The organism is Psychrobacter sp. TB55-MNA-CIBAN-0194 (assembly GCF_040309505.1).
Taxonomy (GTDB): Bacteria; Pseudomonadota; Gammaproteobacteria; order Pseudomonadales; family Moraxellaceae; genus Psychrobacter; species Psychrobacter fozii.
On the sequence record NZ_JBEOOW010000007.1, the window covers coordinates 56,054 to 72,189 of the forward strand.

A 16,136-nucleotide genomic window follows, 5' to 3' on the forward strand; every position below is an offset into this window, starting at 1 on the left:
GGTTGCCATATTTTTAGAAAAACGCTTACTGTGACCCATTACATAATAAAAGCTACCAAAATAATCATAACAAAGGGTATGACGTGTCAGAAATGAAACACATTTTACAGCAGATTACTGCCTTAAGTGATGTACCCGATAACGCGGTACTAAAGCGTTTAATAGACGAGCTACGGGTAAATGATAAAGAGCCCGCCCTCGCCAACGCAAATATTCAATCACTTATTGATATCCTTCGTCAGCATCCAGAATATGCTGATGGACTCTCTAGCTTCGTCCTAAAGATAATCATTCAATACCGTCAAATCGCTTTGTATACTGATACTGGCATCATGTCAGACCAAGGATTCTTTAACAGCTTACGCCGTTTGGTTGGCCATCGTTTTTTGCCGATACTACCGCAAGAAGACTCTGTCGTAGAGTTGGTTGGCTACTTGTTCGATAAAAAGTCTGATGAACGTTGGCTTGCCAATATCGAAAAAGATAAATGGGATACGTTAATAGAGCTGCTTAAAGTAGAAGAGAAGCATTTAGACTTAGTCGCCACCGTAAAAAACAGTATTCTGAATGCGATTATTATCTTATCTTATCGCATCAGTGGTATCGGTTTGCATCCTGATTTGATGGACTCTTACCCACAAATGTTGAATTACTCAGCGTCTTTCGTGGCTCAAAACCAAGAAGCAGTCCTGTTTGTCAATGAATACAGAAAAGCGCATGAGCTTGACACGTTAACGGACATCACCCCTGAACAAGCGGTTGATCCAGCTCCCTTACTCGTGATGATTGAGCAGTGTGAGGATATCGTTGCCACCGTACGCAAACGTATTTACAAAACTGGTATCTCTATTCGTCTGACGAATATGATGCTGCGTTTAGATCAAAGCTTACAGCGTATGCGCATCTTGACGGAGCTGGTCACAGATGACGATAACAAGCGCGATCGTGCGGTGATTGATCTGATTCAAACGCTGATTACGACTGCCAATCGTCGCTACAGTATTGGCTATTTAATCGATAACAATACCAAGCTACTCTCTCGTAAAGTGACAGAAAATGCGAGCCGCGTCGGTGAGCATTACATCAGCACCGATAAGTCTGGCTACCGAAAGATGTTCAAAAAAGCCTCTATTGGTGGCTTTATCATTGCGTTTATGGCCACGATCAAAATATTGGCTTATCAATTGGCACTGGCTCCGATAGGTCGAGCATTTGTTAACAGTATGATTTATGGTTTAGGCTTTGTCTTCATCCATGTCATCCGCGGTACCGTTGCTACTAAGCAGCCAGCCATGACGGCGGCGGCTATTGCCTCTACCATATCTGAAAGCTCTGGTAAAAAATCCCATCAGCTGACCAAATTATCAGAGTTGGTCGTCGATATTTTGCGTACTCAGTTCGTTGCCATCATGGGTAATGTGATGCTGGCGATACCCGTTGCCCTCATTATTTCTTTTGCGTGGCTGCAATATACGGGTACGCCGATGATAGACTCAGAAAAAGCGGGTCACCTACTCCATGATCTAGATCCCTTTCATTCGCTGGCACTGCCCCATGCTGCGATTGCAGGTGTGTACTTATTTTTATCGGGTTTGATTGCTGGTTATTATGACAATTTAGCGGTGTACAATAATATAGGTGCCCGTATCCAACGCCATAAACTACTCATGTATATACTACCGAAATCCTGGCTTCAGCGCCTTGGTGGCTTTATAGAAGCCAATTTGGGTGCCATCATGGGTAACTTTTTATTCGGTGTGTTTTTAGGTAGTACCGCGACGATTGGCTTTATATTTGGCTTGCCAATTGATATTCGCCATATTGCGTTTGCCTCGGCGAACTTGGCACATGGTTTATTTAACATATCTGCCGACGAGATAAGCTGGAGCGTTATCTTAGTCTCAATGCTTGGCGTGGCACTTATTGGTATCGTCAACTTATTGGTCAGTTTTTCACTGGCACTGTTTGTCGCATTACGCTCTAAAGAAGTTCGTTTCTTTGAATGGAGTCGCCTAACCAAATTGGTGTTCGGTCATATCATTAGTCATCCTTCTGACTTTTTCTGGCCACGTGATAAGCCAATGAAATACGCACGTATCGACAGCCAAGGGCATATGATATTTGACGATACCTCAGCGCAAAAAAATGGTAAACACTTACCAAGTAATTATGTCGTACGACGCTTGTCTGATGTCAGAATTTTACCTGAGTCTAAACAAGGTAATGCTCAGTATCCTCAAACAAACACTGATATATATTATGACAATCAACCTGAGGGCGATCACACGCAAGCTCATGCCCCTTCTCACCAAACTGTAGACCTTGACGATGGGTTAATGGATGAAGAGCTCAATAGCATGCCCTACACCAATGATATTCAGTATAATCAAACGGACAAAACACCGAACAACCATGATTACGATGCTAACAGCGATATCAGCAAAGAACCACATCATGTAGATCCTGATAGTAAAGCAGCGGGCGATGCAAAAACACCTCTACCAAAACCAAAAAATCCGCCAAAACTGCCTAATTAATAGGATGGTTTAGGTGGCTTTATACTTGGTTAACTACTGATCTTATGGCTAATGAGATGGCTAACCATGTTTTTTGATACGTCATTGCTCTCACCACCTAAATCTTATCAAGTCACCAGAGTTAGCCACTTCGTATGAAATGATGGCATATCTCTGTCGGCTTTGACAACAGGAGTCAGCCAAATCAGAACCATCAGTAACCCTAATATGTACATGTTCAACAGACCCTAACAAGCAAGGCAATCGATTTGAAAATTTTAATGGTGTTGTTTTACGGCCTTAATAAGGGCGCTGGTGTTGAACGAGTAGGTTCTATGATTGCTAACGGTCTATCTGAGGTGGGCCATAAAATAATATTAGCTAGTATTGGACCTTGTGATACACCTTTCTTTCCTCTAAATGAAGATATTAAAATAATTTCACTATCGGATTCTCCGCGCGTTAAGTTAGGTCATACGCCTAATGCTATTTATAAAATAAGAAAGCTGTTAAAAGCAGAGCGTGCTGACATAATAATGGCAGTAGACACAAAGTCTATTCCATATACTTTACCTGCGACTTTAGGCTTGAAAGTAAAGCATATAGGCTGGGAGCATTTTAACTTTGATCCTAGTGAGGGTATTAGCAGAAGCTCTATCGTCAGACATTTAGCGGCACGATATTGTGACTCAGTGGTTACTTTAACCGAAAGAGATAAGGAATATTGGCTAAAAAATACTCGTCATAAATCACAAATAATCGCTATAGCCAATCCTTGTCCGTTTCCTATTCAAGAATATATTGAAGAAAATAAAAAAATAGTATTGGCGGTTGGTCGTCTACATAGAGAAAAAGGGTTTGACTTATTACTTGAAGCTTGGCTTCAGGTAACTGCAATGATGCCAGAGTGGACATTAAAAATAGTTGGTGAGGGTGAAGAAAGAGCAAAGCTAACTGAGTTTATTGAAGCAAACCAAATAACTGCGAGTGTGGAACTGGTCGGTGCGACTGATAATGTGGGTCACTATTATAGAGAGGCAGAGATATTTTGCTTGAGCTCTCGCGCAGAAGGGTTTGGTATGGTTTTAACTGAGGCTTTAGCTTTTGGCCTCCCTATTGTTAGTTTTGATTGTGGGCCTGGCCCCGCAGAAGTTTTAAAAGGTACGGGCTCTATTTTGGTTCCTAAAAATGACATTGGCCAACTTGCTTCAGCGTTGATTGGTTTGATGAAGAATGATGAGCAGAGAAAAACTATCAGCTTAAAAGGTAAAGAGAAAGTCGAAATTTATCAACCCGCTAATATAATAAGTGAGTGGTTAGATTTACTCAAAAGCTTTGGATAACTCAGAATATCACCTTAATCGGCTGTATGACTGGTTTATATCTATGGTGAACCAATCAGTTACCTTTACTGGTTCTGTCCGCTAATGAGGATTTGAACTTTTGGCTGTAGGCTACTGGTATCAGCGTTTTAACTCACTGAAACAGTCTAAGTGTACTTCGCAGTGTACATGAAATGAGCTATTCGAACATAAATATTAACTAAAGGCTTTCTGCTAACAAATTATGATAAGTACTATATTTACATCAAAGATTGATTTTTGGTTGGCGTTTTTAATATTGGGTTCTAGCTTACTACTCGTTTTGGTGCCTGTATGGGAATGGATGTATAACAATAGTTCTATTAAAAGAATAATATTTATTAGCCTTTTTACCATACCAACTGCGTTACTGTTATTGGTACTGTTTTTTAATATAAAGTACACTTTGACAGCTGACACATTGTCAGTGAAAAATGGTTTTTCTACTCAGAGCATCTCATTGAAAGACATTACCAATATCACTCCTACCAGCAGTACTTTATCTGCTCCAGCACTGTCTTTAGATAGGATTGAGATAAGATATGAAGGTGGTAGCATAGTGATATCACCAAAAGACAAAGATAGGTTCTATCATGCAATACAAGAACGTGTACCAGCATTAAAAACTGATGATAATAATGGGCTGATAAAGAGTTAGCCGATAGTTCTAAATATGAACTTAATGACTAAAAAATTGAAAGCATGGCTCAATTCAACACATGGGTAGAATTTAAAATCATGATTAGAGCACTGAGTAAGAATGATAGTGACTTCATATACATATATAGTGTTTATGAAAGTAAAAATTATAGTGAGAATAAAGTTGAAACTTATTATTTAGCAAGCTGTAGTAATTACCAAGGCTTAATGGCGTATAGGGAAAGTGAGGTCTATAACATAGAGATTTTAGCAGACAATTACGTAAGCTTAACAACGGTTGATTTATCAGCAGGTCTAAATGATAGGATGCATCCTATACTTTATGATTTTCTAAAAAATGATTGGGATGCTTATGAAGGTATCGTCGAAGGACAGCTTAAACCTTGGCTTGAATTTCAAAAAGAATTGGGTCATAGACCCTGATTAAGTTAGTTTGCAATAAATAAGACTAAATACTATTTATTTTAAATATAAATTAGCACGTAGGTTAGGCTGAGCTTTCGATACTCAAAAATCAAATGGATCCAACTAAAAAGCTACGATGCTCAATCTATCGTAGCTTTTTTTATTTATCATGGGTAATAATGGCAATATCAAAATGTAATAATCAAATTACTTAGTAAAATTAATCAGAATTTTTAATTAGGGTATCCCCCAATCAAACCAGTTATTTCACCCTTTAAACCTATTAACAGACTACTTAAAACAGACCGCTTATCTAGCCTCTTATATCAAGCTCAGCTATAGCCCTCGTTATAAACTCGGGCACTGCTCGCTTGACGTTATTACATGACCGTCACTGAGACGATAAGCCAATAGACAATTGCCCCACACGCAGCCGCCGTCGAGTGCACGTGCATGTGGCAAATCAACCTCACCTTTTAGTGCAGCCCAATGTCCAAATAGTATCTTACGCGAGCGTGGTACTTGCCATTCAAACCATGGCAAGAAGCCCTCAGGCATCAACTCATCTAAACCTGATGAAAAACCAAACTCAAGCGTGCCATCCTGTTTACATAGACGCATACGCGTAAAATAGTTAGTGATAGCACGCATTTTAGTAAAGCCATTGATATCTGGCTGCCAATCATCAGCTGACTTGCTATACAAATTCGGTAATAAGCGATCGAGCTGCCATAAGCTGCTTTGTAATTGCGCTTCTACTTGTTGTGCATAGCCTGCTGCTTCATCGATACTCCAATGCGGTGGAATACCAGCATGCACCAGTACGGTCTGTTCATCAGGGTAAGCCAATAGCGGCTGATGACGTAACCACTCAAGCAACTCATCACAATCATCAGCGGCAAAAATCGGCGCTGTTTTGTCTTTCTTTTTGAGCTTCGCTGCGCCGCGCCAGACAGCAATCAAATTGATATCATGATTACCAAGGACTGTTGCTGCCGCTCCTTGCTCACATAGCGCCTTGATATGACGCAACGTACTCAATGAGTCTTCACCACGTGCTACCAAGTCACCGGCAAACCATAGCTTGTCTTGGGCTGGATCAAAATTCAAGGTTTCAAGTAATTTAAGATAAGCAGCATAGCAACCCTGCAGGTCTCCAATGACATACTGGTGGCGAAAACTCATAGTACCTCTATGCTTTTTAGATATAAATTTATATAAGAGCACTCTTAAGTGAGTACTTTTATATAAATAGTTTTAGGTGAATAATTATATGTGAATAATTATATGTGAATATTTTGAGAGGTGTTCAATATTAAGTTGGATTAAACTAACCTTCTACTTTGCGTGCCTGATTGCTCAAATTGACAAAATCTTTCACACTTAAGACTTCAGGACGCGCTTGTGGGTCGATGGCGCAAGCCGCGAAATCTTCTTCGCTCAACGTTGGCAATAGCGTAGATTTCTTAAAAATCGCACGTAGTGTCTTACGACGATGGTTAAAGGTTTCGCGTACGACAATCGCAAAATACTCTTCATCTTCTGCCACGACTGGTTTAGTGATATGCGGCGTCAAACGAAATACAGCACTGGTTACTTTCGGCGGTGGATTAAAAGCACCGCGTGGTACGGTCAATAGATAATCTGTACCGCAGTGATATTGCATAATAACGGATAAGCGACCATAAGTTTTGCTACCAACATCAGCAGTGATACGCTCAACCACTTCCTTTTGCAACATAAAGTGCATGTCTTGAATCACGTCGGCATAACTGAGTAAATGAAAAAGTATCGGGGTAGAGATGTTATATGGCAGGTTACCTACCACACGTAGCTTGCCGCGCTCAGGACTATACAGCTCGCGATAGTCCACATGCATCGCGTTATCTTTGATAATCTCAAAATTCGGATGACTGTTGGCACCAATACGGATACGCAAACTGTCTGCCAAATCACGATCCAACTCTACTACGGTCATCGCATCGACTTCTGCCAATAGTGGCTCAGTCAACGCACCCATTCCCGGCCCAATCTCGATTAGATTGTCATCGCGCTCGAGACGAATGCTTTCAACGATTTCGCGAATGACGCTGCCATCATGCAAGAAGTTTTGACCAAAGCGCTTACGCGGTTGGTGTTTAACAGCACGTAGGCTGTTGGAAATAGATTGAGCATCAAACGGAGTTTTGGACATAGAAGAGTCTTAATGTGTAAAAGATAAATGGGCGATAATGGCAGCAATATGCCAATTATATAATGATGAATTATACCACAGCTCAGAATTAGGCTGTATTGTTGAAACATGATTATCGATAAGCTACCCATACTTTATCGCAATAGATACCGTGACGTCTTCTACCCAACATCATTTGTCATAACGTCTCTTATGGGAACAATGACAGCCTGTATCAGGCTAACAACGCTACATTTTGTAGGAACAGGGATGATAAAAAATAATATAAATACCGTCATAACCCCTGAGGAAATTAATTAGTTATGAAAATAATGAGAGTAATTTCGTCTGTTCTAGCTTTAATTATAGTTATATCTACTGCTATCTATTACTTGTATCCAATACAAATATTAGATGACTTAAAACTAAAAAGAACTATAGGTGGTGAGCATCGTCTAATTTTTGACAATCAGAAGCTAGGCTATATTAGTGGCTTAGATTCATGGTACGTCGAAGGATCACAAATCTACGGTTCAATGAGCTCCAACAGAGATCGAACAAATACATCACTATTTTATTTTTATGTCGATGTCTGTACTGGTGAGAATCTTCTGATAAGTAGCTATTCTAAATTTGAAGATTTTTTAGATGATAAAGATATATCAAAAGAGAGACGCAACTATATGAGTGGCAATAATCTTATAAATATGAAAAAGTTTGATTATTCATCATCTGTAGATTGCTCATAATATTTTGAATAGACTTCTGGCAAAAGTACCAGTTCATTGACTTCCACTGACGGAGTCACAAGGGCTAGCAATGACTTATGCAAGAGGTCTATTAAACTGTCTAATGCAAAATATCCCAAGTTTGCTTGTACGGATTTAATAGCAGAGGTTGGTATTTAGAATACTACCCTTTAATAAAAAGCTAAAAGTATTGGAGCACGCAGTAAAATGATAATTAACAAAGCATTAAAAGACTATGTTTATCTATTATGTTTGTACTGGCCTCATATTGAGCAGTTAATATGTACGGATTCCATAGGCTCCTTTAAAGATGATTGGCTACAAGCAAATTGGGAGATAATTGTAGAAAGACAGTTAATGAGTGCTGATATGTATTTAGAAGCATATGGAGACGGTGTAGACTGTAACGGTGAAAGCTCCCGAGTTCTATTCCCTGAGAAAACAGCTACTCACAGTATAATTCTGAACTCTAATAGTTAACACAAAATTTATGATATTTTGGGAGAACGTTATATTGAGAATAAAGATGATGACATTATTTTTCAAAAGTTCGTAACTATAAAAAAAGATGGTTGGTACTATGAAGAACCTCCTTTCAATAAAATAGAAGCCTTATATAGAGATGAAACTCTAATAGTAGACTTTAGTATTGTCGAGGCTAAATTGAAAGCCATTTAAGGTATACCTCAGCGTAACCAGCTACTTCACCCTTAAAACCTATTAATAGACCACTTAAAATAGGTCCTATTTAATGGTTCATAAATAGGACCTATTGACGGTAACCTTATCCAATACTGCGTAAAAAATTTTGTTAAGGCACCGACTTATGCAAGAGGTTTTTCAATAAGTGATTTATCCGCCATCTCATTGGCCATATTTAACGCTTGATATAAGCTAGTCGCACTCGCACCACCACGGCCTGCCAAGTCAAGTGCTGTACCGTGATCAACCGATGTGCGAATATAAGGCAATCCTAAGGTTAGATTAACCGTATCACCAAATCCGTGTGATTTGAGGACTGGTAAGCCTTGGTCATGATACATAGCAATCACCGCATCACAGTTTGCTAAATGCCTTGGGGTAAATAACGTATCCGCTGGCATCGCCTCTGATATATCGACCCCTGCTTCGATAAACTCATGCAACACCGGATTGATAACCTCAATCTCTTCCATACCTAGATGGCCGCCCTCGCCTGCATGTGGATTAAGCCCACAAACTAAGATACGGGGCTGCGTTAAGCCAAATTTCTCTCGCATATCATCAATGACAATCTGTACCGTTTGGCGCACATTCTCTGCCGTAATAGCTGCCGGTATGTCTTTTAATGCTAAATGAGTCGTAACAAGCGCCACTTTCATGGCTTGATTGGCGAGCATCATCACGACTTTTTCACAGCCACTTTGCTGCATAAAAAACTCAGTGTGGCCGCTAAACATATTGCCATCTAATAACTTAATGTCTGCGTCAATGAGTGCGGACTTTTGCAATGGGCCGGTAACGATGGCGGCGACTGTTTTATTGAATGCTAGCTTATGCGCAATGTCCAATTGTTTGGCCACCATTGCTGAATTGCTAGTATTGATTTGCCCAGAGATGACTGGTGCTGCACAAGATGTATGAAGCAGGATAAAAGCATCGTCACTACGATTCATATTCGTTGACATCTGCTCTAAGAAATCATCTGCCTCTATATTTGCGTCTACCGTCTGCCATGATGGGCAAAATTTTAAGACACCAGCAGTGGTAAGCTCTTTGGCACGCTCTGTCATTGCGTCTGCATCCGCAGTTACCCAAATTGGCCGCGAAAAGTCTTGCAACTTATTTTCTGACGCTAGTAGCAGTACGACGTCCATACCAATGCCAGCAGGTTCGCCTGTCGTGATTAACAACGGTAATTTATTTTGCATCATAAAAATAGCCCCATATCTTAATTAAACATCTGATTTTATTGTTTTTATGGTTAAATATAATGGTTTTTATATCTAAAAACCGCAATCCATCTCTTCACTGATCAACCCTAATAGCTTCAGATTTAGTTACTGTATGCGTCTAAAAAAAGCCCATAATGTGTTAAACTTTCGCATCTGATTGTAGCATTTACTGGCAAGCGTGAGACTGCATTTTGTGTTGTATCGTAGCAGTACACCGCATTTGCTTTGCTGTATTATTGCCAATCATCAAACACTTATATTAAATATCTATTTACACCCTCTTTCATACCGACTCTTGATACATTAGGCACTCATGGCAGATACCGAAAAAAACGACGACTTGCTCAATCAAACACCGCCGCACAATATCGATATTGAAAAGGCGTTGCTTGCCTCTTTGATGAGCATCGAAGAAGCGTATGACAAGATTGCCGATATCGTTACCAAAGACGATTTTTATGCTGGGCGACATCAATACATCTTTGATGCGATTGCCCATTTGGCAGCGGTCAATGAGCCTTATGACACGGTCATGGTGCATGACTGGTTGGAAGCACAGAAACTACTCAAAGGTGCGGGCGGTGACAGTTACTTGGCAGATATTTTGAGCCAAAGCCCTGCCACCTTATTTAACCTCACGGCCTACGCCCAGCGCGTACGTGAACTATCAACACTACGTCAGCTGATTACCACTGGCAATGACATGTTGACACTGGCTTATAACCCGAAAGACCAAAGCGTTAGTGACATCTTAGACAGTGTCGAAGGCAAGATATTTAGTATTAATGAGCAGCATAATAAACGCGCTGAACAGCGTGGCCCTGTCGGCATTACCTCGGTGTTGACCAATGTCATTGATAAAATCCAAGAGCTAAAATCCAATCCAGATGGCATGATTGGTTTGCAAACGCCATTCGCTGAGCTGAATAATAAAACACAAGGTTTGCAGGCAGGCGATTTAATTATCGTCGCCGCGCGTCCGTCGATGGGTAAAACAACCTTTGCGATGAACTTGGCAGAAGGCATCTTATTTAACGAAGACTTACCAGTCGTGGTGTTTTCGATGGAGATGCCTGCGGAGTCTATCGTGATGCGCTTGCTATCATCATGGGGCGCGATTAATCAGACGCATCTGCGTTCTGGGCAAATGAATGAAGATGAATGGGCAAAAATGATGAATGCCATTCAGCATTTGCAATCTAAGCACCTGTATATCGATGATAGTACTGCCCTGCCACCATCTGAGATGCGTTCACGCTGTCGCCGTATCGCCAAAAATCATGATGGCAAGCTTGGGGCTATCGTAGTCGATTATCTCCAGTTGATGAAAGTGCCAAACCTAGATGGCAACCGTGTTGGGGAAATCTCTGAGATTTCTCGTAGTCTAAAAGCCTTAGCACGGGAACTTGAGTGTCCAGTAATTGCGCTATCGCAGCTTAACCGTAGTCTAGAGAACCGTCCTAACAAGCGTCCAATTATGTCAGATTTGCGTGAATCAGGTGCGATTGAGCAGGATGCCGATTTGATTATGTTCATCTACCGTGATGAGGTTTATAATGAGAACTCAGATCACAAAGGCGTGGCTGAAATTATCATTGGTAAACAGCGTAATGGCCCTATCGGTACCATACGTTTGGGCTTTGAAGGACAATTTACTCGCTTTATCAATCTGACGCCAGAATACTATCAAAATGTCAGTTTCGAGAATGATGAATAGTCATAGTTTTACCGATTATGCTTGCTTAACCTTAAACACTTAATACAAACAGCTCTCAGTAACCATAGCCAGTGCCACATCAATCCAATTGATGCAGCATTGGCTTTATCACTTCATAACTTTGCTAATAAAGAAGCCAATTATGCGTACTATCACTATCAAACCAAAAGCCATTACTCATAACCTCACCCAAGTTAAAAAAATGGCGCCACACTCTAAAGTTCTGGCCATGGTGAAATCCAACGCTTACGGACACGGGATAGCGGCAGTTTTGCCAGCATTACAGCAAGCAGACGGTATTGGAGTCGCCACCTTAACTGAAGCACTAGAAGCACGACAATTAGGTTGGAATAAAACGATTGGTTTGATCGAAGGTGCGTTTACCGCTGATGAGTGGCAGCAAGCCATTGATAGTGATATTAGCTGCGTCATTCATCATGAGCCACAGTTGCAATGGGCATTGGAAAATATCCCACCAGCTAGTAGTGCTACTAGAGTGGTGTGGATTAAATACAATACAGGTATGAATCGCCTAGGTTTCGATGCCGAGGGTGTGATTGCTGCCGCTAAACAGCTTCATGCTGCTGGATACCAACTGATTCTCACCACGCATTTTGCCAATGCAGACAACAGCACTCATCCATTAAATGCGATGCAAATACAGCGTTTTTCAGACGTTTTAAACATTTTACAAGAGACTGTTAGCGCTGAGATTAAGGGTTCATTGTGTAATTCAGCTGGTATCGTCAATTTTTCAGAGCATCATTATGATTGGATACGTCCAGGTATTATTTTATATGGTAGCTCACCTGTCGTTGATCAAAGCGCACAGGAATTAGATTTACAGCCAGCGATGGATTTTAGCGCGCAAATTATCGCTCTACAGACAGTCAATGCAGACCATGCTATTGGTTATGGCAGTCGTTGGATCGCACAAAAAGACACCAGAACAGCTCTAGTCAGTATCGGCTACGGAGATGGCTACCCTCGTGTCGTCAACGATGACGCTTATGTCTCTGTCATTGACACGAGCAATAATCAAAGCTATCGATGCGCGGTCATTGGACGCGTGGCAATGGATATGATTGTCATTGATGTCAGTACTGCGCCAGAAGACATTGCTTTAGACAGTAAGGTAATGTTATGGGGCGATGCACCGCACGTTGATGAGGTCGCTGCACATGCAGGTACCATTAGCTATGAACTGCTATGCCGCCTGAGCATACGTCCAAAGCGTGTGCAAGCCTAATAATCATAATACGACGGTGAAGTTGCCGAGTACTGGAGTGACTGAGCAATCAGACTAAATTGGGCGTTTACATTAGAAGTAATTGCGCTATACTAAAAGTTTGTTGTCACCCCAGTATGCGCACTGATGCGATGCTATTGAAGACTGATAACGTTTCACTGACTGCGATCGACTGCTAGGATTACTATGAGTTTGCGCCATTTTTTGACCCTATCTGATTTAACCAAACAAGAACTAGAAACCCTTATCAAACGCGCAAGCGAATTACGTAAGATGCAACATGCTGGCGAGATATATCAGCCTTTTGTTGGTCGTACGCTGGGTATGATTTTTGAAAAATCCTCAACCCGCACGCGTATTTCTTTTGAAACAGGTATGGGCCAGTTTGGTGGTAGTGCTATCTTCTTGTCGCCAAATGACACACAGCTTGGACGTGGTGAGCCGCTAGAGGACTCTGCTCGTGTAATCTCTAGTATGGTTGATATCATCATGATTCGTACCTTTGGTCACGAAAATGTCGAGACATTTGCTGAATACTCAAGTGTACCGATTATCAATGCACTTACTGATGAGTACCACCCTTGCCAGTTGCTTGCTGATATGCAGACCTATTATGAGCATCGCGGCAGTATCGAAAACAAAATCGTGACGTGGGTCGGTGATGGCAATAATATGTGTTCATCATTTATGCAAGCGGCCAATCAGTTTGGTTTTGAGCTACGTGTGGCAGCGCCTTATGGCTTTGAGCCAGACCCTAAATTGATGGAACGCTTCTCTCATTGCGTCAGCCTCGTCGAAAATGTACAAGATGCGGCAAAAGACTCAAACCTAATCGTCACCGATGTATGGGCAAGCATGGGACAAGAGTCAGAGCAAAACACCCGCGCCCGTCGTTTTGCGCCTTATCAGGTAACACCATCACTGCTAGACAAAGCTGATCCTGAAGTCGTGTTTATGCATTGCTTGCCTGCGCATCGTGGTGAGGAAATCTCTCATGATATGCTAGATGATCCACGTTCAGTGGTGTGGGATGAAGCAGAGAACCGCTTGCATGCACAAAAAGCATTAATGGAATTTTTGTTAAAAGACAAAATCAAAATCTAAAAAATATAGCTATAAGTTATTTATCAAAGGATAAACATAAAAAAGGCAGACCACATTGATTGCGGTCTGCCTTTTTATTGCTACTACATAACAAGCTACTATAGCGTTTTTAACGGATGAGTGTCTTGTAACGAGTAAAAAATTTTAACGAGTTAGTGTTGTCACCCCATTACTACCAGCTTTTAACAATACATCGGCTTGATTGGCAGCAAATATACCATTGCATACCACACCTACGATATTATTTAGCGTTTGCTCAAGCTCTATTGGATTGCTCACATCCAGATCATAGGTGTCTAAAATCACGTTTCCATAATCGGTCACGAAATCTTCACGGTAAACTGGCTCACCGCCTAGACTCACCAATTGGCGTGCAACATAAGAGCGTGCTTGTGGTAATACTTCAATCGGTACTGGAAACTCACGTCCAAGCATCTCGACACTTTTACTCTCATCAACCATGCATATAAATTTATTAGAAGCCGCTGCCACGATTTTCTCACGAGTAAGCGCGCCGCCACCGCCCTTAATGAGCTGCAAATGCTCATTTACTTCGTCCGCACCATCGATATAAATATCAAGCGTACCAGCAAAGTTTAAATCAACGATCTCAATACCAAGGGCACGAAGTTTGTCTTCAGTGACCTGTGAGCTAGCAACTGCGCCAGCAAGCTTTACTGTCGGCAATAATTCAATCAAGCAATTAACTGTACTACCTGTGCCTACGCCCAGTATCATGCCATCTTCGACATAGTTTAGAGCAGCTTTGGCTGCGGCTTGCTTTTGTGCTTGCTGATCACTCATCATAAATCCTTGGAAAATAAACGTATCATTATAAAAGAGGTAAAATGCGCCGCTATTATACCCGATGAGTTTGATCGATGTCAGCGTAATAACCACGCTAATCACAAGAGATTTACTCAACCTTTAAAATGTAGACAGATAAGGCAACCACAAGACTAAGGCCAATAGCGTGACCAATAATACGGGCGGCGTAATAATCAGCCCAATTTTCATGTACTGTCCCCAACTGATTTTATAGTCTTTTTCTGCCAATACATGGAGCCACAATAATGTCGCAAGGCTACCGATAGGCGTAAATTTCGGCCCCAAGTCATTACCAATCACGTTGGCATAAATCATGAGCTCACGAGTGGCGTCTGGTACTTGCGCACTATCGATAGCCAGTGCACCAACTAAGGTAGACGGCATATTATTCATGATAGATGCCACAATAGCAGAGAGGAATCCCGTTCCTAATGTTGCGATGACCGTACCCTGCTGCCCTAGCCAATTTAAAATTTGAGCACCATAGGCCGTCAAGCCTGCATTACCCAAACCATAAACCACCAAATACATACCGATTGAAAACAAGACAATTTGCCAAGGAGCCTTTCGCAAAACATCAGATACTGAAACCACTGCACCGCGTCCACCTTGCCACCACCGTCCTGCGATTGCCATTAGCACCAGCGCAGCGACGCCTGTCACAAACGAAATAGCAATGCCCAATGATTCAGTCGTAAAGTACGCGACGAGTAGTAAGGCTAAAAGCGGAAAAGCCGCCTTAAAAACGAGCGGATCTTCAATCGCGGACTCTGGCGCACTCAGTTCAGCAACAGAGTAGTGTTTTGGAATATGCCGCGCATAGACGACCCATAACACGGCGAGTGTCGCTAACACAGAGACGATGTTGACTGGCACCATGACTGCCGCATAACGTCCAAAGCCAATATCAAAGTAATTGGCACTGACGATATTAACTAGATTGGATGTCACTAACGGTAGGCTCGCGGTATCAGCAATAAAGCCTGTCGCGATGATAAAAGCCAAAGCAGATGGCGGTGAGAACTTAAGACGCAGCAAGATAGCGATGACAATCGGGGTCAATAGCAATGCTGCTCCATCGTTGGCGAAGAAGGCTGAAATGAATGCGCCTAAAATCACAATCATAGGAAATAGTAATCTTCCTTGCCCATTGCCCAATCGAGCCACATGCAAAGCTGCCCAACCAAAAAATCCAGCTCTATCTAAGATAAGAGAGATAATAATCAGAGCGACAAAGGTAAAAGTCGCATCCCAAACAATATCCCACACAACTCCAATATCGGAGAACTGTACCACGCCAAATACTAAGGCGATCGATGCACCACCCATTGCGCTCCAGCCGATACCCAGTCCTTTAGGTTGCCAAATCACTAAAATTAACGTGACGATAAATATAGTCAATGCGATCATCGAGTAACCTTTCTAAGCTCAATTATTATA

At 41.6% G+C, this 16,136-nt stretch carries 12 protein-coding genes; 7 read left to right on the forward strand and 5 right to left on the reverse strand.

Annotated elements, in window-relative coordinates; genetic code table 11:
* Window positions 1-83 precede the first annotated feature (83 nt).
* From AAEY75_RS09640 to AAEY75_RS09655, 4 genes are all read left to right on the forward strand, one after another.
* On the forward strand, window positions 84-2,537 hold the full coding sequence (locus tag AAEY75_RS09640) for a site-specific recombinase (RefSeq protein WP_352259472.1): 2,454 nt from the start codon (window positions 84-86) through the stop codon (window positions 2,535-2,537).
* Between the two features lie 248 nt (window positions 2,538-2,785).
* Window positions 2,786-3,859 carry a glycosyltransferase family 4 protein gene (locus tag AAEY75_RS09645; RefSeq protein WP_352259473.1) on the forward strand — a complete coding sequence of 358 codons (1,074 nt, stop codon included), beginning with the start codon at window positions 2,786-2,788 and terminating at the stop codon, window positions 3,857-3,859.
* A 424-nt stretch (window positions 3,860-4,283) separates the two neighbouring features.
* Complete coding sequence (locus tag AAEY75_RS09650) at window positions 4,284-4,535, forward strand: PH domain-containing protein (protein WP_265090857.1); 252 nt, start codon at window positions 4,284-4,286, stop codon at window positions 4,533-4,535.
* 44 nt (window positions 4,536-4,579) lie between these two features.
* The gene (locus tag AAEY75_RS09655; RefSeq protein ID WP_197217393.1) at window positions 4,580-4,960 is read left to right on the forward strand and encodes a hypothetical protein; all 381 of its coding nucleotides are present in this window, start codon (window positions 4,580-4,582) and stop codon (window positions 4,958-4,960) included.
* 330 nt (window positions 4,961-5,290) lie between these two features.
* Here the strand turns inward: AAEY75_RS09655 and AAEY75_RS09660 are convergent, their stop codons facing one another.
* The 3 genes from AAEY75_RS09660 to pdxA all read right to left on the reverse strand — a co-directional run bounded on the left by AAEY75_RS09660 (window position 5,291) and on the right by pdxA (window position 9,774).
* The gene (locus tag AAEY75_RS09660; protein WP_197217395.1) at window positions 5,291-6,127 is read right to left on the reverse strand and encodes a symmetrical bis(5'-nucleosyl)-tetraphosphatase; all 837 of its coding nucleotides are present in this window, start codon (window positions 6,125-6,127) and stop codon (window positions 5,291-5,293) included.
* Window positions 6,128-6,272: 145 nt separating this feature from the next.
* Window positions 6,273-7,136: a 16S rRNA (adenine(1518)-N(6)/adenine(1519)-N(6))-dimethyltransferase RsmA gene (gene rsmA, locus AAEY75_RS09665; RefSeq protein WP_110923808.1), complete on the reverse strand. Its 864-nt coding sequence runs from the start codon at window positions 7,134-7,136 to the stop codon at window positions 6,273-6,275.
* A 1,552-nt stretch (window positions 7,137-8,688) separates the two neighbouring features.
* Window positions 8,689-9,774, reverse strand: a complete 1,086-nt coding sequence (gene pdxA, locus AAEY75_RS09670) for a 4-hydroxythreonine-4-phosphate dehydrogenase PdxA (RefSeq protein ID WP_197217568.1) — start codon at window positions 9,772-9,774, stop codon at window positions 8,689-8,691.
* A gap of 337 nt (window positions 9,775-10,111) precedes the next feature.
* Between pdxA and dnaB the strand changes: the two genes are divergently transcribed.
* The 3 genes from dnaB (at window position 10,112) to argF (ending at window position 13,868) form a co-directional block, all read left to right on the forward strand.
* Window positions 10,112-11,515: a replicative DNA helicase gene (dnaB, locus tag AAEY75_RS09675; RefSeq protein WP_110923805.1), complete on the forward strand. Its 1,404-nt coding sequence runs from the start codon at window positions 10,112-10,114 to the stop codon at window positions 11,513-11,515.
* Window positions 11,516-11,657: 142 nt separating this feature from the next.
* Window positions 11,658-12,764 (forward strand): alanine racemase, encoded by a 1,107-nt coding sequence (gene alr, locus AAEY75_RS09680; protein ID WP_197217397.1) that lies wholly within the window; start codon window positions 11,658-11,660, stop codon window positions 12,762-12,764.
* Window positions 12,765-12,950: 186 nt separating this feature from the next.
* On the forward strand, window positions 12,951-13,868 hold the full coding sequence (gene argF / locus AAEY75_RS09685) for an ornithine carbamoyltransferase (protein WP_110923803.1): 918 nt from the start codon (window positions 12,951-12,953) through the stop codon (window positions 13,866-13,868).
* A gap of 144 nt (window positions 13,869-14,012) precedes the next feature.
* Here argF and rpiA read toward each other — a convergent pair whose 3' ends face one another.
* Window positions 14,013-14,672, reverse strand: a complete 660-nt coding sequence (gene rpiA / locus AAEY75_RS09690) for a ribose-5-phosphate isomerase RpiA (RefSeq protein ID WP_197217398.1) — start codon at window positions 14,670-14,672, stop codon at window positions 14,013-14,015.
* A 123-nt stretch (window positions 14,673-14,795) separates the two neighbouring features.
* Complete coding sequence (locus AAEY75_RS09695) at window positions 14,796-16,106, reverse strand: arsenic transporter (protein ID WP_352259474.1); 1,311 nt, start codon at window positions 16,104-16,106, stop codon at window positions 14,796-14,798.
* Window positions 16,107-16,136 lie beyond the last annotated feature (30 nt).